Annotated in this window: 23 protein-coding genes; 12 read left to right on the forward strand and 11 right to left on the reverse strand. The window is 58.3% G+C overall.

The window, feature by feature from the left end; genetic code table 11:
* Positions 1–243: 243 nt before the first annotated feature.
* Entirely contained in the window at positions 244–831 is a 588-nt protein-coding gene (locus AC3IUA_RS11235) for a hypothetical protein (RefSeq protein ID WP_489360888.1), read from the forward strand.
* A 77-nt stretch (positions 832–908) separates the two neighbouring features.
* Here AC3IUA_RS11235 and AC3IUA_RS11240 read toward each other — a convergent pair whose 3' ends face one another.
* From AC3IUA_RS11240 to AC3IUA_RS11265, 6 genes are all read right to left on the reverse strand, one after another.
* Positions 909–1,283, reverse strand: coding sequence for a RidA family protein (locus AC3IUA_RS11240; protein ID WP_489360890.1), 375 nt, complete (start codon positions 1,281–1,283; stop codon positions 909–911).
* A gap of 94 nt (positions 1,284–1,377) precedes the next feature.
* Positions 1,378–2,124, reverse strand: coding sequence for a DUF3726 domain-containing protein (locus tag AC3IUA_RS11245; protein ID WP_489360892.1), 747 nt, complete (start codon positions 2,122–2,124; stop codon positions 1,378–1,380).
* A 1-nt stretch (position 2,125) separates the two neighbouring features.
* A complete protein-coding gene (locus AC3IUA_RS11250; protein WP_489360894.1) occupies positions 2,126–3,844 on the reverse strand; it encodes a hypothetical protein in 1,719 nt (572 codons plus the stop codon).
* Positions 3,845–3,870: 26 nt separating this feature from the next.
* Entirely contained in the window at positions 3,871–5,424 is a 1,554-nt protein-coding gene (locus AC3IUA_RS11255) for a BCCT family transporter (protein ID WP_489360896.1), read from the reverse strand.
* A gap of 106 nt (positions 5,425–5,530) precedes the next feature.
* A complete protein-coding gene (locus AC3IUA_RS11260) occupies positions 5,531–6,517 on the reverse strand; it encodes a dipeptidase (RefSeq protein WP_489360898.1) in 987 nt (328 codons plus the stop codon).
* Between the two features lie 13 nt (positions 6,518–6,530).
* Entirely contained in the window at positions 6,531–7,973 is a 1,443-nt protein-coding gene (locus AC3IUA_RS11265) for an aldehyde dehydrogenase family protein (RefSeq protein ID WP_489360900.1), read from the reverse strand.
* A gap of 91 nt (positions 7,974–8,064) precedes the next feature.
* On the opposite strand from AC3IUA_RS11265, the gene AC3IUA_RS11270 reads away from it, so the two are divergent.
* Complete coding sequence (locus tag AC3IUA_RS11270) at positions 8,065–8,991, forward strand: LysR family transcriptional regulator (RefSeq protein ID WP_489360902.1); 927 nt, start codon at positions 8,065–8,067, stop codon at positions 8,989–8,991.
* A gap of 337 nt (positions 8,992–9,328) precedes the next feature.
* Positions 9,329–9,772 carry a hemerythrin domain-containing protein gene (locus AC3IUA_RS11275; RefSeq protein WP_489362308.1) on the forward strand — a complete coding sequence of 148 codons (444 nt, stop codon included), beginning with the start codon at positions 9,329–9,331 and terminating at the stop codon, positions 9,770–9,772.
* A 43-nt stretch (positions 9,773–9,815) separates the two neighbouring features.
* Here AC3IUA_RS11275 and AC3IUA_RS11280 read toward each other — a convergent pair whose 3' ends face one another.
* The gene (locus AC3IUA_RS11280; RefSeq protein WP_489360903.1) at positions 9,816–10,010 is read right to left on the reverse strand and encodes a hypothetical protein; all 195 of its coding nucleotides are present in this window, start codon (positions 10,008–10,010) and stop codon (positions 9,816–9,818) included.
* 188 nt (positions 10,011–10,198) lie between these two features.
* Here AC3IUA_RS11280 and AC3IUA_RS11285 point away from each other — a divergent pair, with 188 nt between their 5' ends.
* Positions 10,199–10,426, forward strand: a complete 228-nt coding sequence (locus tag AC3IUA_RS11285; RefSeq protein WP_489360905.1) for a hypothetical protein — start codon at positions 10,199–10,201, stop codon at positions 10,424–10,426.
* Positions 10,427–10,919: 493 nt separating this feature from the next.
* Here AC3IUA_RS11285 and AC3IUA_RS11290 read toward each other — a convergent pair whose 3' ends face one another.
* Positions 10,920–12,713 carry a DAHL domain-containing protein gene (locus tag AC3IUA_RS11290; protein WP_489360906.1) on the reverse strand — a complete coding sequence of 598 codons (1,794 nt, stop codon included), beginning with the start codon at positions 12,711–12,713 and terminating at the stop codon, positions 10,920–10,922.
* A gap of 410 nt (positions 12,714–13,123) precedes the next feature.
* On the opposite strand from AC3IUA_RS11290, the gene AC3IUA_RS11295 reads away from it, so the two are divergent.
* The 5 genes from AC3IUA_RS11295 (at position 13,124) to AC3IUA_RS11315 (ending at position 20,076) form a co-directional block, all read left to right on the forward strand.
* The gene (locus tag AC3IUA_RS11295; RefSeq protein WP_489360908.1) at positions 13,124–14,047 is read left to right on the forward strand and encodes a LysR family transcriptional regulator; all 924 of its coding nucleotides are present in this window, start codon (positions 13,124–13,126) and stop codon (positions 14,045–14,047) included.
* Between the two features lie 149 nt (positions 14,048–14,196).
* A complete protein-coding gene (locus tag AC3IUA_RS11300) occupies positions 14,197–14,922 on the forward strand; it encodes a metallophosphoesterase (protein ID WP_489360910.1) in 726 nt (241 codons plus the stop codon).
* Between the two features lie 506 nt (positions 14,923–15,428).
* The gene (mqo, locus tag AC3IUA_RS11305; protein ID WP_489360912.1) at positions 15,429–17,081 is read left to right on the forward strand and encodes a malate dehydrogenase (quinone); all 1,653 of its coding nucleotides are present in this window, start codon (positions 15,429–15,431) and stop codon (positions 17,079–17,081) included.
* Positions 17,082–18,188: 1,107 nt separating this feature from the next.
* Positions 18,189–19,409 carry a helix-turn-helix domain-containing protein gene (locus AC3IUA_RS11310; protein WP_489360913.1) on the forward strand — a complete coding sequence of 407 codons (1,221 nt, stop codon included), beginning with the start codon at positions 18,189–18,191 and terminating at the stop codon, positions 19,407–19,409.
* A 34-nt stretch (positions 19,410–19,443) separates the two neighbouring features.
* Positions 19,444–20,076, forward strand: coding sequence for a Vgb family protein (locus tag AC3IUA_RS11315; RefSeq protein ID WP_489360914.1), 633 nt, complete (start codon positions 19,444–19,446; stop codon positions 20,074–20,076).
* A gap of 84 nt (positions 20,077–20,160) precedes the next feature.
* Here the strand turns inward: AC3IUA_RS11315 and osmE are convergent, their stop codons facing one another.
* Both osmE and AC3IUA_RS11325 read right to left on the reverse strand, forming a co-directional pair.
* Positions 20,161–20,532, reverse strand: coding sequence for an osmotically-inducible lipoprotein OsmE (gene osmE, locus AC3IUA_RS11320; RefSeq protein WP_489360915.1), 372 nt, complete (start codon positions 20,530–20,532; stop codon positions 20,161–20,163).
* A gap of 357 nt (positions 20,533–20,889) precedes the next feature.
* The gene (locus AC3IUA_RS11325) at positions 20,890–21,246 is read right to left on the reverse strand and encodes a hypothetical protein (protein ID WP_489360916.1); all 357 of its coding nucleotides are present in this window, start codon (positions 21,244–21,246) and stop codon (positions 20,890–20,892) included.
* Positions 21,247–21,437: 191 nt separating this feature from the next.
* Here AC3IUA_RS11325 and AC3IUA_RS11330 point away from each other — a divergent pair, with 191 nt between their 5' ends.
* Entirely contained in the window at positions 21,438–21,665 is a 228-nt protein-coding gene (locus tag AC3IUA_RS11330; protein WP_489360918.1) for a hypothetical protein, read from the forward strand.
* Positions 21,666–21,739: 74 nt separating this feature from the next.
* On the opposite strand, the gene AC3IUA_RS11335 is transcribed toward AC3IUA_RS11330, so the two are convergent.
* Positions 21,740–21,943 (reverse strand): hypothetical protein, encoded by a 204-nt coding sequence (locus AC3IUA_RS11335; RefSeq protein WP_489360919.1) that lies wholly within the window; start codon positions 21,941–21,943, stop codon positions 21,740–21,742.
* A 467-nt stretch (positions 21,944–22,410) separates the two neighbouring features.
* Here AC3IUA_RS11335 and AC3IUA_RS11340 point away from each other — a divergent pair, with 467 nt between their 5' ends.
* Together AC3IUA_RS11340 and AC3IUA_RS11345 are read left to right on the forward strand one after the other, a co-directional pair.
* Positions 22,411–23,838, forward strand: coding sequence for a sensor domain-containing diguanylate cyclase (locus AC3IUA_RS11340; RefSeq protein ID WP_489360920.1), 1,428 nt, complete (start codon positions 22,411–22,413; stop codon positions 23,836–23,838).
* A gap of 128 nt (positions 23,839–23,966) precedes the next feature.
* A complete protein-coding gene (locus AC3IUA_RS11345) occupies positions 23,967–24,206 on the forward strand; it encodes a hypothetical protein (protein WP_489360921.1) in 240 nt (79 codons plus the stop codon).
* Positions 24,207–24,248 lie beyond the last annotated feature (42 nt).

A 24,248-nucleotide genomic window follows, 5' to 3' on the forward strand; every position in this document is an offset into this window, starting at 1 on the left:
GAAAAATTGCGATCCCGGAGTCTGCGACTGACCGTTGAAGTGTTCGTTCTGATGCCAATGGCTATCGCGTTATGGATAAGAAGCATTAACTGCGCAAAATGAAATGCGTACCCCTCTGTCGGTATAGCTGGGAAAAATTGGCCGAACCACTGCCACGTACTATATTCAGAACGTCAGCAGCAATGAATTATTGGCGTGGGCCAATGGCGCAAATTTGCCATTACTCTCTTCAGGAGCGGTTACATGGCTAAAAGAGCACAATCAACTATAAGGTGGTGGGCAGTAAATGTCCTTGTTCCGATAATTGGGGCGGGAGGAGTAACAACACTACTGGCATTGTATTTCAAGTCGCCTGACCCACCAGTAACGCCACCGCCTCCAGCAGGTACAACAACAAATGTATCAGGTAATTATGGGCCAACTTATACAGTCGCTGGTGGAAATGTCATCTTCCAGTCCCTGTCGGAAGTGAAGCCTGACCCCCCAAAAACTCATCTGCCCGAAGAGTCAGTTCCGGCCAACCCGTTCCAGGTCAAAGAGGTTTTTTATACGGCAAATGCTCCAATCGGACTTACGTCAAAAGGGACTAGAGAAACATTGTCAGCTGACGGGGCACCGATTTTTTTGTTAGCCGGTAAGCCATTCCTTTACCTTGACGAGGTGGATGACGGTAAAAAATATGTTATTGACTTCAGGATAAAACATACCACCGCCATACCTTTTATGCCTATGCCTGGATCACAGTCCCGAAGGGTTGATGCTTATGAAATCGCTCGACTAAAGATAAGGAGGTCGACAGATGCAGAGATAGATGAATACATTAATAAATGAGTGTGGTGAATAGTGTCCACACACACTCTCTCCGGCGTTTTTTGAAGCAGGGGGCGTTGCCGACGATTAACGCCAGCTCATCCCACACACGCATAAACCACCAGTTCCACCAGCATTTCCTCCCTGGCCAGGCCTGCTACCACCACTGCGGCGCGGTTGGGGAAGGGCGCCTGGAAGTACTCGGTGTAGAGCGCATTCACGGTGGCCAGGTAGCTGCGGTCGGTGACGTAGATCAGCACCTGGGTGACCGCGTCGAGGGTGCTACCGGCGGCTTCCAGGGTGTGGCGCAAGTTGTCCAGCGTCTGCCGGGTTTGGGCTTCGATGCCTCCGGCCACCACCTGACCCTGGCGGTCGATGGGGATCTGCGCGGTGTACAGCGTGCCGTTGCCGACCACGGCCCATTCCAGTGGCGCGCGAGAGGCAAAGAGGTCGGTCTTTATGGCGTGTTTCATCGGTCAATTCCTGGTTCAGGTATGAAAAAATCAATCCCGGGGCGCGGTCAGGTGACGGCGCCGGAAGGTTTAGCGGGGCGTGGACGAGGCGTTTCTATGTGGCGTCGCTGCTTTCCCCGGCACCACGGCGTCGTGACTCTTCAGTGCTTTCCACCAGAATGCGTTCGCCGAGTTTTTTCAGCATGATCCAGACACTCTCGTCCACCTCCAGGCCGCCAGAGAGCTGCTGGTTTTTGCTACTGGCAAGCGTCTGCTGATCCAGATTCAGACTGGGCGCCAGATCCTCCGGACTCAGGCGTGGCAGCAGCGTGAAGTGGCGGGAAATCAGCACGTTGATGCTTTGCTCGTCGCTCTGCGCCGGTTGTTGCAGGTCATACACCCGCAGCGACGGGCTGCTCTGGCCTGCGCTGAAGGTGGCCACCAGTTCCTGGCGCGCATCGCGCCAGTAGGCGCAAAAGTTCAACCCCTGTTCGGCGCATCGCGCCAGATAGCCGAGCAGCAGAATCCGGTTGTGGCAGTGGCGGATACGGATCAGTGCACTGCCGCCACGCAAGGCCTTGCTCACACCCAGTTCCACGGCTTGGGCGGCACAGCGCAAGACGCTCTGGCCGTGAGCATCGAGGGTCAATTGAGCGGCATCTTCGTAACAGGTGTCGAAGGGGCGATCGACTTCATCGTGGAGGAAGGCCAGGGCTTTTTTCAGTGCGCCGATCCCGTCGAGGCCCTGCAGTTGCAGGCAGGCAATCATTTCGGCGGCGTCGTCGCAATCACCCGCGGCGAAGCCGAGGCCTTCGAAGGCCTTGCGGCAGATAACCTGAACTTCATTGAGCGAAACGCGCATATCAGTGTTCTCCGGCGGCGGTTGCCAGTTGAGGCATGACGGCGAAGTTCCAGTCGTCATCGAAAGGCTGGCCAATCTCACCCACCAGGGGCGCGCCCTGAAACAAGGTGATGCGTACCCAGCGGCTGGATTTCGGATCGAACTTGCCGGCACCGAAGAACGCCAGCTTGCAGCGCAGCAGGTGGATCGGCAGCATGCTGCGATCCATCAGGTTGGCGCGAATTTCGCCATGGCTGCAGCGGGCCATGCCCTGCAAACGGCAGACAGTGCCTTTGAACTGCGGTTGGGCGAGCAGGAAATGCGCGGTCAGTTGCTGTGGGTGCTGCTCCAGATAGCCAATCAACGCGCTATGGCAGCGTTGAATATTGTGGGCAATGCCCAGCTGCATTTCCTTCTCGGCGCCGGGCTCCATGGCGCGCTCTCCCAGCCGCGGTTCCTCCTTTTCTGCCGAGCGATACCAGAAGAAATGGTTAGCCTCGGCATTGCTCAGGTCGTAATCGAGGGCCCATCGGTACTGGTTCTCGATCAACTCGCGCAGCGCCCCCAGAGGCATCTCGGCATCGAGGCGAAAACCCTCTTTGACCGCCATCTGTTCTGCCAGCGGATCGATCTGCTCGGGGTACAGCTCCAGCAACAGGCTGACCAGCAGTTCCTGGCAGCCCGTGCCGCAGTGTCGCTCGGCCCAGGCGTGCAGGACTGTCCACAGTTCGGCACTGAGCGGTTGACGGTCGAACCAGTCACTCAACTGCCCAAGGTCGGTCAGGGTGCGCTGGTCAATGGCGCTTTGGCGTTGATCTTCGGTCGCGGTTTCCTCGAGGTGCCGACGGGCCCGTTCGATCAAGGTCCGCAAGCGCTGCTGGTGAGGCAGCTCGGCCGATTGCGCCAGGGTCCGCGCCAGCGCGGTTTCCCTGGCCCACACCCATTGGTTGACCAATTGCGGGTGGTTGACCAGGAACGGCGCCATGCCCAGACCGGTGGAGTTCCCGACCCCCAGGTAACGTTGCAGGGTAATGTCCAGCCCGACCGCCCGTTGTGGGTTACGCGCCCGGGCCATGTGTTCTATCTGCTCGATACTGAAATGCCGGAGCAGGTAGACGGTAAACATCTGCGCGCTGAACGGCTGAGTGAAATCGGCATTGCCTTGCAGGCAGCTGAAGTCGGCAATGCCGAACTTGCCGTTGCCATAAACGGCGGTGGTGCGATACAGGTAGCCGACGTCGGCGAGCTGCCGAGGGTCTGGTTGACAACCTTCGGCAAGCGCCCCGAGGAAACGCTCGAAGTTGCGCAGGCTGCGGTTGGCACGCGAGAGCACCAGCACCCGGGCGTCAAAACGGCCGGCTTCCTGCAGCGGCACATTGCGCCGCAAATCGGCCAGTTGCTGGTCGTCGACATCGCCGGCGAGCAGGACGAAAGTGACGTCCCACTGATCGGCGATTACCCGGTCGCTGCGCTTTTCCGGCGGCAGGTACATCGAGAAGATGACGCAGTGATAATGCGCGTTGGCCGTATCGATACGATAAATGGTCGTGCCATATCCCTCGGCATCCAGGTCGAAGCAGGTGCGCTGGATGCGCCATTGCTCGTTCATCATTCGCCGCATGCTGCTGCGCACGAAACTCAGCCGGCTCTGAAAATGGCTGCCCAGGCGATCCAGGTCCATGACCTGCGCGGCGGGCCGCAGGGTCGGTTGTGGCGTTGCGCCGGAGTGGGGGTGCGACATAATTGCGATTCCTGAACTAATCATGATCAAACAGCCTGCTCGCGAGCCATGCGCCGGGCGATCCGCAGCGCATCCCAGAGCGAGGGCAGGATCAACAGCGAAACCGGAACGGCAGTGATCACAATAAAGGATTGCAGCGCCGTCACGCCGCCCGAGCCGATGGTGATCAGCACGACCGCGGCCAACCCCATACCGATGGCCCAGAACGCTCTCAGCCATTTTTTCGGTTTGTCGTTGCTCGACATGGCCATCGCTACGGTGAAGGCCATGGCATCACCATTGGTTGCGACCGAGATGAAGCTCAAGAACAGAAACAGCGCCGAGACCAGTCCACCCAGTGGCAGGTTCTGGGTCACGCCCAACAGCAGGGCTTCGGGTTGCGCGCCATTGGCCGTGACGATGCCGGGCGTTTGCAGTTCCAGGCCGATGCCGGTGCCACCGACCACGGTGAACCAGAACATGGTCACGATCGGAGCGATGATCGACAAGGTCATGATGACTTCCCGGATGGTCCGTCCACGGGAGATCTTCGCCACGTAGAGCGCCACCATCGGCGCATAGCCAATGAACCAGCCCCAGTAGAACACTGTCCACCAGTCCAGCCATTTTGGATCGGCACGAAACAATGTCATCGGCATGAACTGTTCCAGATGCAAGGCGAAGGCTGTCGGGAAACCGCCGAGAATAAAGGCCGTGGGTCCGAGCACCACCATGAACAGCGCCAGGCCAATCATCAGCCAGACGTTGATTTCGCTGACGAAGCGGATGCCCTTGAGCCCCACCAGGCAGGAGGTGGTGTACAGCACTGTGACCAGAACAATGGTGATGGCCTGGACCGTCAGATCATTCGGGATGCCCCAGACCGAATGCAGCGCACTGCTGATTTGCAGACCAAGAAAACCGATGGGTCCGATGGTGCCGGCGACCACTGCGATGATCGAGGTGGCATCCGCCAGCGTGCCGATCGGGCCTTTCAGCGCTCGCTCGCCGAACAGTGGATACAGCAGGGTGCGCGGCGCCAGCGGCAAGCCTTTGTCGTAGTGCAAATGCATCAACACGATTGCCAGCAGGCTGCCCAGGACTGCCCACGCGAGGAAGCCCCAGTGCACGAAGGATTGGGCGAGAGCCGCATGCGCCGCCGCTTCGCTGTGGGGTTGCATGCCGGCGAACAGTGGTGGCGGGCTGGCGAAGTGCATCATCGGCTCCGCCGCGGCCCAGAAGGCGCCGCCGCCGGCGAGCAAGGCGCACATAATCACGGCGATCCAGTTGAAGGTGCTGGTGTCGGGCCTTTGGTCGACGCCGCCCAGCCGCACCCGACCGCATTTGCTGAAGCAGATGAACAGGCTCACCGCAAAGGTCAGCAGCATCAATATCTGCCAGTACAGTCCAAAGAACTTCGTCGACCAGGCGAACAGCGTATTGACCAGAGTCGACACGCCTTCAATGTCGATCAGCGCCGCTATCAGGAATGCACCCAGGAAGCCGCCGCTGATGAGAAACAGCGGCCAGTCGATGTCTTTTTTGGGTGCTGCAAGGCTCAGCGACTGGCTGTCGGCTTGTAGCTCGGTGGATGTTTTCATGATGCCTCCAAAATACGCGCTTGAGGCTGTCCATCGCCGGTTGGGGAGATGAACGGGAAGCTATTGTTTTTGTTTTTCATGCTGTCCTCACGGTTTAGATCAGGCGTCAGGCTTGTGGGGTGGTGGCGCTTTCCAGCAGGCGCAACCAGTTGAGTCCCATGATGTTGCGTACCTCGTCCTCGGCGAAGCCGCGGGCTTGCAGGCCACGGGCGATGACGGGGAAGTCCCGGCTGTCGCGGAACCATTGCAGGGGTGATGGCCAGTGGGCGTTGTCGGCCGAGCCTTCGCCGTAGTCCTTGTCCTTGCTCCAGCGACCATTGCGCATCCACTCGAGCACTTGCAGCGGCTGTTGCTGGCACAGGTCAGTCCCGATGCCGATGTGCTCGACGCCCATTAAATCGGCGGTATTGGCGACCATGTCGCAGAACGTCTCGAGGCTGCAGCCCGACGCGCCCTTGAGGTGGAAGGGGTACGTGCTGAAGCCGAGCAGGCCACCGGATTCGGCGATGCTGCGCAGCACCGCATCGGATTTGTTGCGCTTGGCGGCATGGAAGCTCGAAGGGTTGGCATGGGAGATGATCACCGGGCGGCTCGACAGTTCGATCGCCTCCAGGGTGCTGCGCTCGGCGCTGTGGGACATGTCGATCAGCATGCCCACGCGGTTCATCTCACGGATCACCTGGCGGCCGAAACGGCTGATGCCGTTGTCTTCGCTCTCGTAGCAGCCGCTGGCCAGTAGGCTCTGGTTGTTATAGGTGAGTTGCATGACCAGGACCCCAAGCTGGCGGAAGATCTCCACCAGGCTGATGTCGTCTTCGATCGGCGAGCAATTCTGGAAGCCGAAGAAGATCGCGACGCGTCCCTCCTGATGGGCCAGGCGAATATCTGCCGCCTCGCGCACCGGACGAATCAGCTCGGGCCAGGTCTCGAAACGGCGATTCCATTCGCCGATTCGCGACAGGGTTTCCCGGGCATTTTCGTGGTACGCAATGGTGGCGTGAACGGCACTCAGGCCGCCGGCCTGCATCTGGCGAAACAGCTCCTCGCTCCAGTTGGAGTATTGCAGGCCATCGATCATCAATAAGTCGTGCATGGTGATCTCCGATTCAGGGACGCATGTAGGTGGTCTTGACCACTGTGTAGAACTCGCGGGCGTATTGCCCTTGTTCGCGGGGGCCAAAACTTGAGGCTTTGCGCCCGCCGAATGGCACGTGGTAGTCGGTGCCGGCGGTGGGCAGGTTGACCATCACGCAGCCGGTGCGAGCGCGGCGTTTGAAATCGCTGGCATGGCGCAGCGACTGGGTGATGATTCCGGCAGTGAGCCCGTATTCGGTATCGTTCAACACGGCGAGGGCGTGTTCGTAGTCATTCACCCGGATCACACAAGCGATCGGACCGAAGACTTCTTCGCGGTTGATGCGCATGTCGTTGTGGCTGTCGATGAACAGCGCCGGACGCATGTAGTGCCCTTCAGGTTCCAGTGCCAGGCGTTCGCCGCCTTCGACCAGCGTCGCGCCTTCGTCCTGGGCCAGTTGCAGGTAGTGAAGGTTCTGCTCCAGTTGGCGGGCCTCGGCCACCGGGCCGATCTGCACCCCTTGCTCAAGTGCATGGCCGACCTTCAACTGGCGCATGCGCGCAATCAATGCAGCGACAAAGCGGTCATGGATGCCGTCGCAGACGATCAGGCGCGATGAGGCGGTGCATTTTTGCCCGGTACCGAAGAACGCACCGTTCAACGCGCATTCGACAGCGATGTCGAGGTCGGCATCATCCAGCACGACCAGCGCATTCTTGCTGCCCATTTCGAGCTGGCAGCGCACCAGATTGGTCGCTGTGGCAATGGCCACTCGACGTCCGGTCGGCAGCGACCCGGTGAAGGTCAGCGCATCGATATCGGGCGACTGGATCAGGCTCTCGCCGACGATGCTGCCACTGCCCATGACCAGGTTGAAGGTGCCCGCCGGCAGGGCCTGGCGACTGATGATTTCGCTGAGCGCCCAGGCGCTGGCCGGCACCAGGTTGGCCGGTTTGAACACCACCGCATTGCCGAAGGCCAGGGCCGGGGCAATCTTCCAGGCGGCCGTCGCCATGGGGAAATTCCACGGAGTGATGATGCCGACCACACCGACCGGTTCACGATGAATTTCAATGTCGATGCCGGGGCGTACTGACGCGGCTGTCTCGCCCATCTGGCGCAGGATTTCGGCGGCGTAATAGTGGAAAAACTGCGCGGAGCGATAAACCTCGCCGATACCCTCGTTGAGGGGTTTGCCTTCCTCACGGGAGAGCAGGCGGCCCAACTCATCCTTGCGGGCAATCAGTTCGTCGCCGATGGCCATCAACAACTGTTGGCGTTGCTCCAGCCCGGTCGCTGCCCAGAGTGGCTGCGCGGCACGTGCTGCAGCAATCGCAGCCTGAGTCTGGTCGGCACTGGCCTGATGATAGTGACCGATGATGTCCAGCACATCCGAAGGGCTGTGGTTGGCGATAACGCCTTGGCCTTCGCACCAGTTTCCAGCGATGTAGTTTTTGTAGGGTTGCACTGTCATGGGAACCTCCGATTGCGTGGTCCCCATCTTGAGAGTATTAATCTACAAATAAAAATTAATAAAAAAAATGAAAAGATAAGGAAAACTTACCATGTTGCCCGAGCTGAAAATCACTCAAATGCGTTATTTCGTCCTGGTGGCGCAGCTGAAAAGTTTTCACGCAGCGGCGCGACAGGCCTATCGTACCCAACCGGCTATTTCCCTGGCGGTCCGCGAGCTTGAGCAGAAGCTCGGCCAGGCGCTGTTCGAAAAAGGGGGAAAGACCGAGCTGACACCTTTTGGTGAGCACTGCCTGCCACTGTTCCAGGATCTTCTCGCCCATCACGACCGGATTGCCCGCGAGGTGACCCTGCTGGCCCGGCATGAAATCGGTCAGGTGAGCATCGCCACCGTACCGTCAGTGGCCAGTCGGCTGTTGCCGCACCTGCTCGCGCGTTTTGTCAGCGAGCATCCCAAGGTGCAGATCAGTATTCAGGACGGTAACGCCGACAGCGTGCAGCAGCTATTGGCCCAGGGGCAGGTGGATTTCTGCATCAGCAGTATCTGGATGCCGGATGAGAACATCGATTTCCTGCCGATCCTCAGTGATCAGATTGGCGTGGTTTGTCGGCGTGATCATCCGTTGGTGGCGTCCGGTGGAGCCTTGCATTGGTCCAGCCTGCAAGCCTACCCGCTGGTGCGCAATGGCACTTCGCGCTTGCTCGAAGGTACCGAAGCGGCGGGGCTGCTGGAGAGCAGTCTGTTGTTCGTCTCCAACATGATTTCCTTGATCGCCATGCTCGAAGAGGGCATCGGCATTACGACACTGCCCTATCTGGCATTTCCTGCAGGCAATGAACAACTGGCATTCCTGCCCCTTTCAGAGCCGAAGGTCGAGCGTAAGATCGGCATCTTGTCCAGGAAAGGCCGCAGCCTGTCGCCAGCGGCGGCTGAATTGATGGGCTTCCTGCATGAGAATATGCAAATGAGGGACGACAGTGACGCTTCAGTAAAAGTCAGCGGGACTTCATTGGCCTGACTCACTCGGTGCGCCTTTACGTCAGCACGGTTTGGCCTTGTCAGAGCCTTCATCGCGAGCAAGTCGGATCGCCGCACCGCCGCTCCCAAAAAATCAAGATCAAAAGATCGCAGCCTGCGGCAGCTCCTACGGGGGGACGCGTACTCCCAGGCCGGCCGGTAGGCTGCCTCGCTTTATCGTCAAGCTGATTTCAGTTCAGATGGCTTTTGATCCCTGAGCATCGCGTTCAGAATTGTCAGGCCGACTTCCGAGCGTGGCTCGAGTGGAACTAGCCAACTCGCAAAAAGGTCTAGTCAGCAGTGCTTCCGTTTCTGGAAGCGATGCCGGAGAGACGCCATTGAATATCTTCGAAGCACTGCGTGAGAGCCATGAGCGGCAACGCACCTACGCTGACGCACTGATCCAGACCAGCGGCGACAACCCGCAGCGCGTCGAGGCGTACAAACAGCTCAAGACCGAGCTCCAGGCACACGAAACGGCGGAGGAACGGTTTTTCTACATGCCGTTGATGGAGTACGACGAGGGTGTGGATTTGAGTCGTCACGCCATTTCAGAACACCACGAAATGGATGAAATGATGGAGGAACTGGACGAGACAGAGATGTCCAGCCCCGGCTGGCTGGTCACCGCTAAAAAGCTCTCTGAAAAAGTCCATCATCACTTGAAAGAGGAAGAGCAGAAGTTCTTCCAGATGGCGGGCAAGATTCTCGACGATAAGCAGAAGGAATCGTTGGCCAGCGGATACGTCAAGGAATACAAAGCACAGCTTTCCACCCGCTGAAGCTGGAATGCATTGATCAAGCGCCAGAGCCTCTGTGGAAATTTCAGGAGTGACCTGGCCGGATGTAGGAGTCGCGCAGCATCAGCAGAGCGCGCTCCAGCGGTTCTCCTGAAAGGTTGCTTTTGAGTATCGCGATAGCCCCCAGCGCAGCCTCGAAGGAATCGGCGCTCCGGGCTTGCGGGCAATCCGGCGCGGATGCGCGCGCAGCATCGATCACATCTTGCTCAAGCTTGTTCATGGGCGTAGGCACTCTTGCTGCGTGGTACTTTGGTGATAGCAGCAAAAGGCCATTAGTTCAAATGGGTTTGAGTTGATTCGGATGAGTTACCTGAGCACGCGCAGGTGGCGGGAGCGTCCAGGCACCAGGTATGAATGGGTCTGGGCTGCTCTCGCTAGAATGGGTAAATTTCAAGGTTCTGCGGGGCAATGATGCGAAGAGAAATTGGGTATTGGGATCGAGAGGGTAGGGAGCTGTTCTACTACCTGGAGTTCAAGGCAGAAACGGCGGAGTTCTTCATCACCTGCGAGCACAAGCCGCGCGATGGCAAAGCCAGCGTCAGGTCCGTACCGCTCAGTGAGGCCCGCGGTGAACGCTATTACGATGACGCATTGCTGATCATCAAGGAGGAGCTGTTCAAGGATTACAGAATCTGAGTGCGGTCCTGCCTGCTCAGGGAACTGCGCGTTACACAGTACCCATGAAAAAGCCCGCAATCAGCGGGCTTCTTGAACAGGTTTGACTCAAACCTCAAAGCACTAGCCTCGGCGATAGTAGTCGTCTCCCCGGCGATCATCGTCGCGTCGGTCATATGAATCCCGTCGGTCATACGAGTCCCGGTCCTTTTTATGGCGGTGGTCGTGATCATGTCGACCACCTCGATCGCGATCCCAGTCCCTGTCGTGATCGTGGTAGACGCATCCCGAGGACGCCAGGACCGTTAAAACCAAGGCAAGCATTGAAAATCTAGTCAGCACTGTTGTCTCCTTTCGCGCGGGCGCGGGGGTATTTGCCCGACCCTGTGTAGGACAGTGCTTCTGCTGGTTCGTTAGATCCCACGCTAAAAAATGACCGCTAGTGGTTGATCCGATGGGAGATTTCAGAAAAACAACAGCGCAGATCGCGAAGAGCGTTTCAGGTAAACCGCTATCATGATTCTGCAATCTCCAGCGGGATCTCCAGGGTGAAAACAGCACCCAGGCCTGGTCCATCGCTATGGACGCCAAGGTGCCCGTTCATTTCCACCGCAGCCAGTGCACAACTGTGCAGGCCAAAGCCATGACCTTCTTTACGAGTGGTGAAACCATGGGTAAAGATGCGGGTCTTGTTCTCGGCGGCGATCCCTTCGCCTTGGTCTTTTACGCTGAAGCGCAGCGTTGCGTTGTCGATGATCCTGACCCCCAGAGTCATCCTTCGCTGACGGTCGGAGACCTTGGACATCGCATATTTGGCATTGCTGATCAGGTTGATCAGGATCAATAGCAATCGGTGCTTGTCGCCGATGATGGTTGGCGTGTCCTGGTAATCCTTGGTCACGGTGACATGGTGCCGACTCAGGGCTCCGGAATTCATGCGCAACGCATCTTCAAACAGGTCGACGACCTTTAACGGCTCGACCAGCCTGGCGGCGCCGGCATAGGCCTGTTGGGTGGAAACGATATCCTTGATGTGATCGACGCTTTTGCTCAGTTGCGCCAGTTCCTCGATGATGTCCGATTGCTCGGTAGCGATGGCATCGACCAGTTGATTGAAGTAACGGGGAAGCAGCTTGCCTTTTTCGTCGAGGGTCATGAATTCCCCCAGGTCTTCGGCATGCTCGTTTATCAGTTTCACCGCTTTACCAAGCCCGAGGGCTTTGCTGGCAGACAATCTGCGAGTGACCAGGTCAGCAGAGATGTTCACGCTGTTCAGCACATTGCCAACGTTGTGCAGCACATTGCTGGCGATCTCCGCCATGCCGGCCATCCGCGCGGCATCCACGAGCTCATGCTCGGCTTCTATCAGTTCACGGGTGCGCTCCTCCACTCGCTGTTCCAGCCTCTCATTTGCCGATTGCAAGTCGTTGTTCATCTTGTTGATTAATGCATAACTTCGAATCAGTCGGGCGGCCAGATACAAAAGCAGCAGGGCCATAATACTGGCACATATGGCCAGGTAAATATGATATTGGCGATCTGCCGCACCCGTTCGCCGTTGTGTCTCGTTCAATAACTCATTAATGCTGTCCAACTGTTGTGCGACAGGAATGACACTAATGCGATCAACAAGGTCATTAACGATTGGCTGTTCCCGGACTATCGAGTTTATATGCTCGATGAATGTATTGAGCGGTGGATGAAGTCGGGCGGGTAGTTGGCTCATGTGTTCGGTCAGCTTTTTCAGCTGACGTTCAATTTCTTCGGCTTTGTCATCGGATACCGAGAGGGCATATTTGAGGGTGATCAATGTAAGGTCGAAGACAGTTGAGGAGACGCTCAAATAGTCTGGCTGCGGCTCATCCCTGGCATCCTCCAGTAATGCCTGAATATCGTCCTCCGCTACCGGCAGGGCATCCAGAGCAGTGCGTAATGCCCTGTTATGGTGTTGAAATTGCTCAGCCAGTCGGGTTTTGTTTTGCACGGCATCCAGATAACCCTGTCGTCGAGCTTGCCAAAGAACCGAGAGGGCTCCTGAATTATTGAGTTTCTCCAACTGCTCCCATCGACTGTTCGATTCGGCGGGTGCTCCCAGCAGCAGATTATTGTTCATGCCGCTTTTGGCTCTAAGAATCTTGATGTTCCAGTTGGCATCAAACTGCTTGAGTTGACGAACGAAATCCCGCGATTCAAAGTAAGTCGACGTTTCATACGAGTATGACTTGATGAGCAAAAACACCAGGGCCGTGAAAAGAACAAGCGTTGTCGCGGCTATTGCAGACCATTTGTAAATGCTGGACGCTTTCATCTTGGCCTTGTCCCTGAAAGGTAGCATCAGGAAAGGTATTTCCCGACGATATCGCAAGCTGATCCCTGCATGAGCCTGAGAGTAGCGTTCTTTTAGGGGAGTCGGGAAGATGACGTCAAATTCCTCCTCCAGGATTTACCTATGGCTGAGGTCGAGCCGCGGCACTATGCGCCTTGAACGCCACGGAGCCGCCAACGACGGTGGACAGGCCAGCGGGAAGTTGTGCGCGGCAGCGATTCACCAGCGGTTATACAGGGTTGTTATTGTCACAATCGATCTGCCGAAGGAAAAATTCCGATCCTCTACGCAAACCCATTGCATTACCTGGCTCTGGCGCCGACTATAGGGGCGTCTGGCGCAGGCTCGATACTGGCAGCTTTCGATACCTCTATAACTTTTAGTTAACTCAGATGATACCTTCACTCAACTCGATCATTTCCCGCCTGCATGTGAAGCAGCTTCGTCTGCTGATTGCCCTGGATGAGCACGGCTCATTGCTCGGCGCCGCAAAACAGGTCGCGCTGACTCAGCCTGGCGCCAGCAAGGCACTGCAAGAGATTGAGACGACATTCGGCAGCCAGTTGTTCGTGCGCACCAATCGCGGGCTCGAACCGAACGACGCCGGTCGCTCGGTGATTCGCTACGCACGGTTGATACAGACCGACCTGGCGCATCTGCGTGAAGAAATCATTGGAATCATGAGCGGGCAGGGTGGACGCGTGTCGGTGGGCACCATCATGGGCGCCGTACCCTTGCTGACGACCGCGATCAGCAAGGTGATTGCCGATAACCCGCAGATGTCGGTCGAAATCGTCGAAGAAACCAGCGCCGCCCTGCTGAGCCAGCTGGATGCCGGCAGGCTCGACCTGGCGATCTGTCGCACAACAATCAGCAACACCCCTTATCTGTATGAGACTGCAGCGTTCGCCGAAGAAACCCTGGCGGTGATCGCCAGCACCCAACATCCTTTCGCTTTCGCCAGGCGCCTGACCCTGGAAGACCTGGTTGATTATCGCTGGGTCGTGTATCGCGCCAACATGCCAATGCGCCTGCTGCTGGAGCGGGAGTTCCATGAAGCCGGGTTGCGATTCCCCGGGCATTTGCTGGAGACCACATCGGCCTTCGCGACCTTGTCGTTGCTGCAGAAAAATCCGACCTTCGTGGCGCTGGTATCGACCGACGTGGCGGATTTTTGCTCAGGCCAGGGTTTCACCGTCACCTTGCCACTGCTGATCACCTCGCGCAGCGAACCCTATGAACTCGTCTCACGCAAGGGCGCCCCCGACTCACCGGCAGCCAGGTTGTTGCGCGAGGCGCTACTGAACCCGGATTGACCGTGAGCGGGGCGTGCCGGGTGCCGGGTGCCGGGTGCCGCCGATCAGTTGGCGAGCTACGCTGAGGTAAGCAAACCAAAATTAAAAAGGGGGCCATGCCGAGTGCGTCATGGGCACCCTCGATATTTTGGTGAGTGACGGGAGTCAGCGTGAACGAAGTTCAGCGCTACAACATCAACTCCGCTGGCCGTGATTTCGCGGTAGGCGACATCCACGGCTATTTCACCAGGCTGCAGGCGGCGCTTGATGCCGTCGGCTTCGATCCGGTCGTCGATCGCTTGTTCAGCGTTGGCGATCTGGTTGATCGCGGCCCCGAGTCACTTGATGCCGATGCCTGGCTTCTGCGCAAGCCCTGGTTCCATGCGGTTCGCGGGAACCATGAGCAGATGACGATCGACTCGTACAAGGCGGGGCGAGTCAGTGATCAATGCGCAATGCATTTCATCAATGGCGGTACATGGTTCTATGGGCTTTCGCGTGTCGAACAGGCCTGTTACGCAAACCTTTTCGCAGAGCTGCCACTGGTGATCGAGGTGGAGACCGCGGGCGGTCCGGTAGGGATTGTCCACGCCGATGTGCCCCGCGGGAGCTGGAGCGATCTGATTGAGGCGCTTGCGGATGAGGACACCGAGGCCGAGCACGTGGCTGCCATGTGCCTGTGGTCGCGCAGACGCATCACCAATGAAGATCGCGAGGGTGTCAGCGGCATCCGGGCAGTCATTGTCGGACATACAGTGGTGCCCCGGCCTGTCGTACTGGGGAACGTCTACTACATCGATACCGGTGTTTGCATGGGCGGCCACTTCACGTTGCTGGAGCTGTCCACCCTTGAGTGCCACCCCTCGATCAATCCGAAACGGCGGGGGAAAGCATGAGGGGAGCAGGCCTATTCTTCATGGTCCCGTAGATGTTGATACCAGCCGTACAGGGCCACGCCAAGGATAATAATGACGACGATTATGCCAATGATAACTAGATAGCGCATTCAGACTCGCTGCGTCAGGGGGCTATTTTTACTGCGCGCTATCCAAAACATAGTCGGGTTCTTTGAAGCGCGCTGGCCGCAGTCGGGCCGGGTCCCCCGCGCGGGTAGAGCGGGGCGTGATATTCTGTGCGCCAAGCGGGTCGGACCTGGGCATTTCCAGCACCCGGCCACATACCAATAGAATTCATGTCACTCAAGTAGCTGAAGCCAACAATGATAAGAAGTCAGCGCAGGAAGGACATAAAAGTGAGGTCGATAGTGTCATGTCGGCCTTGTGTGCTCACCCTCCAGTCCTTATGAATGCGGGAACCACGGCAGGCTGCCTGCGTGCCGTGAATCAGCAGGCCTCATGAATGAGGTTGGGGGGCGGATGGCGTTTTATCATAGGTGCTACAAATGTTTAGAAAAGTGAACACGGCCTTGCTAGGGCTGGCTTTGTCGATGGGGCTCAGCGGTGCGTACGCGGCTGAGGCCAAGAAAGTCGATGTGCTGCTCATTGGTGGCGGCATCATGAGTTCGACCCTGGGTGTCTGGCTCAATGAGCTGGAACCCGATTGGTCGATGGAAATGGTCGAACGCCTTGATGGCGTCGCCCAGGAAAGCTCGAACGGCTGGAACAATGCCGGCACCGGGCACTCTGCATTGGCGGAGCTGAACTACACCCCGGAAGACAAGAACGGCAAGGTCGAGATCCCGAAAGCCATCGAGATCAACGAAGCCTTTCAGATTTCCCGTCAATTCTGGGCCTGGCAGGTTGAGAACGGTGTTCTGAAGAACCCGCGTTCGTTCATCAACTCCACACCGCACATGAGCTTTGTGTGGGGCGATGACAACATCAAGTTCCTGAAAAAGCGTTACGAAGCCCTGCAGGCGAGCCCGCTGTTCGCCGGCATGCAGTACTCGGAAGACCCGGCGCAGATCAAGAAATGGGTGCCGCTGATGATGGAAGGGCGTGACCCGGCTCAAAAGGTCGCGGCTACCTGGACTCCGCTTGGTACCGACGTGAACTTTGGTGAGATCACTCGCCAGTTCGTTGGGCACCTGCAAACCAAACCGAACTTCTCCTTGAAGCTGTCGAGCGAAGTGCAAGACATCACGCGCAATAAAGATGGCTCGTGGCGCGTCACTTACAAGAACTTGAAAGACGGTACAGAAACCGAGACCGACGCCAAGTTCCTGTTCATCGGCGCAGGCGGCGGTGCACTGCATCTGCTGCAAAAGTCGGGTATTCCTGAAGCCAAGGAATACGCCGGTTTCCCTGTTGGCGGCTCGTTCCTGGTGACCGAGAACCCGACGATCGCCGAGCAGCATCTGGCCAAGGCCTACGGCAAGGCGTCGGTTGGCGCACCGCCGATGTCGGTTCCTCACCTGGACACCCGCGTGCTGGATGGCAAGCGGGTAATCCTGTTTGGCCCATTCGCGACCTTCTCCACCAAGTTCCTGAAAGAAGGCTCGTACTTCGACCTGCTGACCAGCACCACGCTGCACAACGCCTGGCCAATGACCAAAGTGGGCATCGAGCAGTACCCACTGGTTGAATACCTGGCCGGCCAGTTGATGCTGTCGGACGAAGACCGCCTGAATGCTCTTAAGGAGTACTTCCCGAACGCCAAGGCTGAAGACTGGCGCCTGTGGCAAGCCGGCCAGCGCGTGCAGATCATCAAGCGCGACGAAGAGAAGGGCGGCGTCCTGAAGTTGGGCACCGAAGTCGTCAGCTCTCAGGACGGCACCATTGCTGGCCTGCTGGGTGCATCGCCAGGCGCGTCGACCGCTGCGCCGATCATGCTGACCGTGCTTGAAAAGGTCTTCAAGGACAAGGTTGCGAGCCCTGCCTGGCAGGCGAAGCTGCATCAGATCGTGCCTAGCTACGGTACTCAGCTGAACGGCAGTCCTGAGCGTGTTGCTCAGGAGTGGGCGTATACCGCCAAGGTTCTGCAGCTGGATACACCGCCGGTGATTGGTCAGATGGCTGCTCCTGCTCTTGCTGCTCCTGCGACTGAGAAGGCCAAGGCGCAGAAAGAGAGCGCTGTGAGTGATATGGCTCTGTAAAAAGAAGCCCTGTCAGATTTTTGGTGGGGCGTGCGGGTTATCTGATCCGCAGTAAAAAGCCCGCTGAACCGTTAATGGCTCAGCGGGCTTTTTTGTGGCTGGGACTCCATATTGGCTATGCAACTCTTCGGGCTGGCATGCCTTTGTGGCGAGGGAGCTTGCTCCCGTTGGGGTGCGAAGCAGCCTTGTCTGTAGCGCTGATCCGTATTTTCCTTTGGAATCTGCGTCTGTAACGAAACCAGCATTCGTCCCACAATGACTTACCGGCCCCGGCCGACCACGCGGCGCCTGAGGTGAACACATTTCACTGCACCGCAAACTTAAAATGTAGGAGTCCAAATGGCTAAGATGGCAATTTTCCTGGGTGGATTTCTGGTGTTAACCATCTTGATTGGTGCCCTTGCCACGATCTCTCCGGTGTAATCCCCGGTAGGAGCTGCCGCAGGCTGCGATCTTTTGATCCGGCCTTCGCGGCGCCCCCGAAAAGATCGCAGCCTGGCGGCAGCTCCTACGCGCCGACCGGGTACCCCCGCAATGGGCCGGGTGCACACAATCCCCCCGGTAGGAGCTGCCGCAGGCTGCGATCTTTTGATCCGGCATTTGCGGCGCCCCCGAAAAGATCGCAGCCTGGCGGCAGCTCCTACGCGCCGACCGGGTACCCCCGCAATGGGGCTGGGTGCACACAATCCCCCGTAGGAGCTGCCGCAGGCTGCGATCTTTTGATCCGGCATTTGCGGCGCCCCCGAAAAGATCGCAGCCTGGCGGCAGCTCCTACGCGCCGACCGGGTACCCCCGCAATGGGCCGGGTGCACACAATCCCCCGTAGGAGCTGCCGCAGGCTGCGATCTTTTGATCCTGCCTTCGCGGCGCCCCCGAAAAGATCGCAGCCTGGCGGCAGCTCCTACGCGCCGACCGGGTACACCCGCAATGGGGCTGGGTGCACACAATCCTCGCGCTGTTGCTCCTCGGTGAACGAGACGTTGAAGTCGAAGGTGAAGTCGCTGTCGGGCGCGGACAATGCCCGATACGACGGGCTGTTTGCAGGTCGTGAGATAGACTAAACAGCGGGCACCGGACGCTGGGAGTGACACGTGTGGCGGGATTCAGATGGACTCGCTGATCACGGCCGCGGCGCGCGCGCTCGCGGCGGGTGATCCTCTTGGCGCACTGAACCGGGTCGCCTTGCGTGACGATGCACCTGCGCTCGCCATTCGAGGCATCGCCATGGCGCAGCTCGGCGATCTGGTTCGAGCCAAGGCTCTGGTGCAAAGCGCGGCGCGTGCCTTTGGTTCAAAGGAGCCCGTGGCGCGCGCGCGGTGTGTCGTCGCCGAGGCCGAGATCGCGCTCGCCTCGCGTGACCTGGGCTGGCCGGCGCAGGCGCTCGACGCAGCGCGGGCGACGCTCGAGGCGCACGGCGACCGGGTCAATGCTGCCTATGCAAGGTATCTTGAGATCCGCCGCTTGTTGCTGATCGGACACGTTGACGAGGCCGAGCACCGGCTCGCCGGGCTCGACCCCAGGTCTTTGCCGCCTGCGTCGAGGGCAGCCTACGAACTGGTCGTCGCGGGGATCGCGATGCGCCGCCTGCGGACCAGGACGGCGCGGGCTGCACTCGCTCGGGCCGCGCACGCCGCGCACCAGGCCGGTATCCCGGCGCTGACAGCCGAGGTTGAAAGCGCATTCCTTGTGCTGAACACCCCCGCGGCGCGCCTGATTGCCCGTGGCGAGGAGCGGCTGCTCCTGCTCGACGAAGTTGAAGCGTTACTGGCGTCAAACGCGCTCGTGGTCGACGCGTGCCGTCATGTCGTGCGGGATACGGACACCCTGGTCTCGCTGGCAAGGCGTCCAGTGCTCTTCGCGCTCGCCCGCGCGCTGGGCGAAGCGTGGCCCGCGGACGTGCCGAGGGAGACGCTCATTGCGCGAGCCTTTCGTTTGAAGCTTGCCGATGAGTCCCATCGCGCGCGGTTGCGAGTCGAAGTCGGACGGCTGCGAGTGGCGCTTCGCACGCTGGCCGGCGTGACCGCGACCCAGCGAGGGTTTGCCCTGGTGCCGCGCTGCGCACGGGAGGCCGTTGTGCTGGCGCCGCCCATCGAAGAGCAGCATGCGGCGCTGCTGGCTTTCCTCGTCGATGGTGAGTCGTGGTCGAGCTCGGCCCTGGCGCTGGCGCTTGGCGCCAGTCAGCGCACCGTGCAGCGGGCACTTGACTCGCTGGCGGCCGCGGGCAAGGTGCAGTCGTATGGTCGCGGGCGAGCGCGTCGCTGGATGACCCCGCCGGTACCGGGATTCGCGACGACTTTGTTACTCACGGCGCTACTACCGAGTGACTAGGATCACTTCACCACCCAGTGATGAGGACAAAATCATGAAGCAATCACCTGCTGAAATCATCCGTGAGTACGGACCCTTTCCGGGGGTCGACGCCGTGCATGGCGTCACCTATGACGGTCAACACGTCTGGTTTGCCTGCGCAGACAAACTCAACGCCCTCGATCCGGCGACCGGCAGGACGCTACGTTCGATCGATGTCGCTGCCCATGCAGGAACGGCCTTCGACGGCCAGCACCTGTTCCAGATCGCCGAGGACCGCATCCAGAAGATCGATCCGCAAACCGGTCGTGTGCTCGCGACGATCCCCGCACCCGGTGGCGGCAGTGACTCGGGGCTCACGTGGGCCGAAGGGACGCTCTGGGTGGGCCAGTACCGGGACCGGAAGATTCATCAGATCGATCCCCGGACCGGGGCGATTCTTCGCACCATCGAGTCCAACCGCTTCGTGACCGGTGTCACCTGGGTCGACGGAGAACTCTGGCACGGCACCTGGGAAGGCGACCAGAGTGATTTGCGGCGAGTCGACGTGCGAACCGGAGAGGTGCTGGAGAGCCTCGAGATGCCGCCTGGGGTGAGTGTGTCGGGGCTCGAGTCCGATGGTGGCGATCAGTTCTTCTGCGGCGGTGGAAACAGCGGGAAGGTGAGGGCTGTTCGCCGACCTCGATGAGGCATCGCAACCGCCAGCGGCGCCTGGATCTATGTCGACTCCACGGTCACGCAATTGACGCGGCCCGATAGGGGTCGACATAGGCTAATAGCCTCCACCGCCCATGCCGCCCATGCCCCCGCTGTTGCTGGATGGCTCTCTGGATTTTTGCTGCGCCCGGCTCCATTGCGCACAGCTGATAAAGCTCGTGTGATCCACTTTGCCAAATCCATCGAAGCTGACATTGAAAGGCTGCTTATGGCCGTCTTGAGTAAACACATAGTCAAAGCAGGTGCCGGGCACCACTGTGCGCTCGGTTATGGATAAAGGCTTTCCGCCGATGGCCAGAACCTGATCCTTGCTCATGCCGGTCTCGACCTTGGCCACCAGCGGCTGATTACGATAGACGTGTGAGTCAGTGGTGCAACCTACCAACGCGGATAACACGGCGACCAGCGCGAACAGAGATTTGTTCATGGCAAGGCTCCCGGTAGCGAGTGAGGTAAAGCGGCTCCTGGGTGCATCAATGAAATTAAAGTCGAGTTCTGCAGGGCGCGCCAAATATCCTCCGAGCCGAGGCTGCAGGAGTTAGCGCATTTGGGAATGAGGCAGGCAACAAAAAGCCCGCGCGAGTCGGGCTGTCTGTCTGGGGCGCTGGTTCCTTCAGCTGGTGCGAGTGTGCTCCGCGGCTGGAGCAGAATCAATGGACGGGTGACGGAACGCTTGAGAAAGGGTGAAAAAAAGTTGGGTGATGGAGTGCATGGCCTGCAGCGTCCAAAACCTAAACCCCGGAAACGAAAAAGCCCTGTGGTTGAAAGGGCAGGGAGAGCGGTGTTACTTGAGGGGAGAACCAGAGATTTTGGAGTAAGTGTCGATATCAGTTGTGGCAAGCAGGCAGCGGCCATCCTTGAATTTTGCGTAGAAGGTTATTTCCTTTTCTCTATCACAGAGCAACCAACCCGCAACCAGTCCAATCGGCCCCAAAAGCAATGCTCCCGCCAGGCTCCATCGAATAACGCTGCCTTTCTTGTTTACGACTTCTTCGGTTGCTGTTTCCAGGGTCTGCAGTTTTGAAAGGGGTATCGTTAATTCGCGAGAAGGTGTCAGCACGGTCTTTAGAGTGAACATTCCCGATTTAAACTCGGCATCACCTGCCAGAAAGTCACCGGATATTACCGTTATTCTCGACATGGCTTGTTCTTCCGTTGATCTGCGTTAGCCCGCTGGTTACTGGGCTCCAAAGGCCCCCCGTCAGTCAATCGGCTTGCGACAAAAGGTGAGGCCGGCGGTCATCCGGATGTCGTCCGATCCTCGTCGGTTGGCATGACTCGTCGAAATGAAGGGTTGAACTACGCTTAACGTTCCACAGAGAGGTATGCGTCATGAGCGAAGATCGAGTGGTTGCGCTTGAGATAGCGTTGAAAACGGTGATGGCTATCGCCAGAAATCACGGGCTTGATGTTGATGAACTGTGCAGACAATCCATTGGCGCAATAATCGGAGACCCGGACATGAAGTGGGTGAAGGAAGACCACGCTCAGAATGCCATCGCCGAGATTGAAATGGCCCAAGCTGACATTGCGCGCCTGCCTCTAAGTTCAGCGCAATAGGTGAGTGGTGAAAGTAAGGGCGCTGCTGGCCGAGCGCCGGCAGCGAATCGGTGATCAGCTTGAGTTGGCGGCAGTTATTGATGTCTGTCGTTTTTAGCCGGATCAGTGTTGCGCCGATCTTCGCCACAAGGGTTGCCGGTATCCAGCAGCCGTCTCTCCGCCAGGACATTTCGAAGTGCCTGGCGATCCGAGGGGTCCAGCTGATGCTCTCTCTCTTTAAGCGCAAGCAAGATTGGGCTAGACCAAGCGCGATAGGTTTGCTCACGAATGGATGTCATCTATCTCCCCCTGATAAGGCACCCGCCAACAAAGCAGGCGCAGTTCGATGCGGTAGAGACCCTAGTCGAGGAAACTGTTTGTCGCCAACAACGGGCACTGCGATGGTGCGCCTCCTCCGTGAGCTGGGGATTTAGCAATCCTGACGAATAAGTCCTGCTCGCTTGAGCATTCATATGAATTGAATTCCTGCGCCGATCACCAAGCGAAAGGGAGTGCTTACGGCTTTCGCAACCTAGGCGTCCGGCAACGTCATCCAGCTGACATTCGTTATGAGTCAATTGTGCTCGCGTGAACATTTTTATCTGCTTGTGCAGCAGAAACTGGCGGGGAGTCTAAGATTGAAATGCCATATGTCGGTTCGTCACAAATTCAGGTGATGGTGCGAGGGGACCGTTGGCATGGTTGCGGCTTTGGAGCCAACACCGGACCGGTGTCGGCAAAAATGGATTTAAACCTGGAGGGAACCATGACCAATTTCATCGCCACCGGCGAGCCACCTGAAGCTGTCCGTTTCATGATCAAGGTGTATGCCTGCTTGCTGCTCGCAGGATTTGCGCTTGTGCCGGCCTATCTGATTGGCTACTTGTACTTCTTTCAGGACCCCACCCTAATATTCGAGCACCACGCGTTCCATATCATTGCGATCACGGCAGCCACCTTGGCAGGCTTGTTTATTACTTACGTAACGTGGCGCTGCTATCAGTCATCGGGAGACCCGCTGCTGCGCTGGATGACCCTTGGCTTTCTCGGTTTTGTGCTGATCTACGCATTGCATGGAGTGTTCACCGGGCAAGCACACCATAATATCTGGCTCTTCCTGCTTTATGGACCGGCCTCTCGACTGGTCATGTCGATTCTGCTGTTAGTCGGAATGCTGTCGTACCACCGCCCACCTGATGCCGCGGACCAACGAATGAAGGTCCGCCCGTGGTTGACCTGGATAGGACTGTTCCTGCTGGTTGACCTGGCAGTGGCGTACGTCGCGAATTCGCCGATCGCCGGTCATCTCGCGGTGCGCCTCTCGATGGAAGGGGGCGCCCTCGTGCTTTCCACATTGACCGTGGCAATGCTCCTGCTGCGCCGTATCCGATCGCCGCTGATGATGATTTTTGTCATCTCGGTCACCGCGTTCGCGTTGTCATCTCTGGCCTTCATTCTTGCGCGTCCGTGGAACCACATGTGGTGGCTCGCTCATGCGATTTTCGCCGCTGGATTCTTCCTGTTGAGCTATGGGGTAGTGCAAGCGTTTCTCACCACGCGGTCGTTCTCGAAGATTTACAGCCAAGAGGAGCTGATGGTACGTCTTGCCGAAGCGATGGCGTACACCGAGGGCGCCCTGCAGGAACTCCAGCGCACCAATCAAGAACTCGGGCACCTTGCGGCGACTGATCCACTGACCGGCGCTGATAATCGGCGTCGGTTCATGGAGCGGCTCGAAGTCGAAATTGGCCGGACCGCGCGCGGCGGTGCGCCGTTCTCCGTGCTGGCACTCGATCTGGATAATTTCAAGGCCATCAACGATCGCTTCGGCCATCAGGTTGGCGATGACATCCTGAAGAGCTTCGTGCAGAAATGCCTCGATTCGATCCGGCCGTATGACGGCGTAGCCCGAGTGGGCGGGGAAGAATTCATGATACTGCTACCTCAGACTTCACTCGAAGGCGCGCACCTGATCGCCGAGCGTCTGCGAAGCACTGTTGCAGATACTTCGTTTAACGGCCTGCAGCGGTTAACCGTGGTCACAGTGAGCATCGGCATATCGCAATCCGGCCGCGACGGCGACACCATAGAGGCCATTCTGCGCGTAGCCGATCAACGCCTGTATCACGCTAAACACCAAGGCCGTAACCGTGTGGTCACTGCCATCAAAACCAGCCTCCAACCTCTGCCGTGACCATCATTTCGAAGTCGCTGAAAGCGTGCGTTGCATGCGTTGCCGGGCAATGGTTTTGTTTTCTGTGGGCATCTGGATACCTCGCCGGGATCGACTACAGTTGAGCGATCAGCCAAAAGGAGAAGGTCATGACGTGCTTGATTTGCGACGAACCTGCTTCACATGTCGATGTCGGTGATGATTACCAGGAAAGAGAGTGTCCGAAGTGCGGACGCTATCGAGTCACCCATACAGCGCTTGTGTGGATGCAAACCCACGGCTGGCGCTTCGACGTGAAACTGACTCGGACCTGGCTTGCACACCAACAGGGCTCAGGATTGATCCCGATTATTGATTCGCAGCAGGCGAGCGTTCTGATCCTGGTTTAAGCTGCCGCCATCACTGCCTCTATGATCTTCTGTCCGGCCCGC

The sequence above is a fragment of the Pseudomonas sp. KH_050 genome, from assembly GCF_057838875.1.

Bases quoted from the DNA above. Each gene is read 5' to 3' on its own strand.
- AC3IUA_RS11290 (WP_489360906.1), bottom strand. From the start codon at position 12,713: ATGAAAGCGTCCAGCATTTACAAATGGTCTGCAATAGCCGCGACAACG.
- AC3IUA_RS11260 (WP_489360898.1), bottom strand. From the start codon at position 6,517: ATGCACGACTTATTGATGATCGATGGCCTGCAATACTCCAACTGGAGC.
- AC3IUA_RS11250 (WP_489360894.1), bottom strand. From the start codon at position 3,844: ATGTCGCACCCCCACTCCGGCGCAACGCCACAACCGACCCTGCGGCCC.
- AC3IUA_RS11330 (WP_489360918.1), top strand. From the start codon at position 21,438: ATGAGCGAAGATCGAGTGGTTGCGCTTGAGATAGCGTTGAAAACGGTG.
- AC3IUA_RS11345 (WP_489360921.1), top strand. From the start codon at position 23,967: ATGACGTGCTTGATTTGCGACGAACCTGCTTCACATGTCGATGTCGGT.
- AC3IUA_RS11280 (WP_489360903.1), bottom strand. From the start codon at position 10,010: ATGAACAAGCTTGAGCAAGATGTGATCGATGCTGCGCGCGCATCCGCG.
- AC3IUA_RS11335 (WP_489360919.1), bottom strand. From the start codon at position 21,943: ATGACATCCATTCGTGAGCAAACCTATCGCGCTTGGTCTAGCCCAATC.
- osmE (WP_489360915.1), bottom strand. From the start codon at position 20,532: ATGAACAAATCTCTGTTCGCGCTGGTCGCCGTGTTATCCGCGTTGGTA.
- AC3IUA_RS11235 (WP_489360888.1), top strand. From the start codon at position 244: ATGGCTAAAAGAGCACAATCAACTATAAGGTGGTGGGCAGTAAATGTC.
- AC3IUA_RS11255 (WP_489360896.1), bottom strand. From the start codon at position 5,424: ATGAAAACATCCACCGAGCTACAAGCCGACAGCCAGTCGCTGAGCCTT.
- AC3IUA_RS11265 (WP_489360900.1), bottom strand. From the start codon at position 7,973: ATGACAGTGCAACCCTACAAAAACTACATCGCTGGAAACTGGTGCGAA.
- mqo (WP_489360912.1), top strand. From the start codon at position 15,429: ATGTTTAGAAAAGTGAACACGGCCTTGCTAGGGCTGGCTTTGTCGATG.
- AC3IUA_RS11245 (WP_489360892.1), bottom strand. From the start codon at position 2,124: ATGCGCGTTTCGCTCAATGAAGTTCAGGTTATCTGCCGCAAGGCCTTC.
- AC3IUA_RS11240 (WP_489360890.1), bottom strand. From the start codon at position 1,283: ATGAAACACGCCATAAAGACCGACCTCTTTGCCTCTCGCGCGCCACTG.
- AC3IUA_RS11315 (WP_489360914.1), top strand. From the start codon at position 19,444: ATGAAGCAATCACCTGCTGAAATCATCCGTGAGTACGGACCCTTTCCG.
- AC3IUA_RS11325 (WP_489360916.1), bottom strand. From the start codon at position 21,246: ATGTCGAGAATAACGGTAATATCCGGTGACTTTCTGGCAGGTGATGCC.
- AC3IUA_RS11310 (WP_489360913.1), top strand. From the start codon at position 18,189: ATGGACTCGCTGATCACGGCCGCGGCGCGCGCGCTCGCGGCGGGTGAT.
- AC3IUA_RS11285 (WP_489360905.1), top strand. From the start codon at position 10,199: ATGATGCGAAGAGAAATTGGGTATTGGGATCGAGAGGGTAGGGAGCTG.
- AC3IUA_RS11295 (WP_489360908.1), top strand. From the start codon at position 13,124: ATGATACCTTCACTCAACTCGATCATTTCCCGCCTGCATGTGAAGCAG.
- AC3IUA_RS11340 (WP_489360920.1), top strand. From the start codon at position 22,411: ATGACCAATTTCATCGCCACCGGCGAGCCACCTGAAGCTGTCCGTTTC.
- AC3IUA_RS11270 (WP_489360902.1), top strand. From the start codon at position 8,065: ATGTTGCCCGAGCTGAAAATCACTCAAATGCGTTATTTCGTCCTGGTG.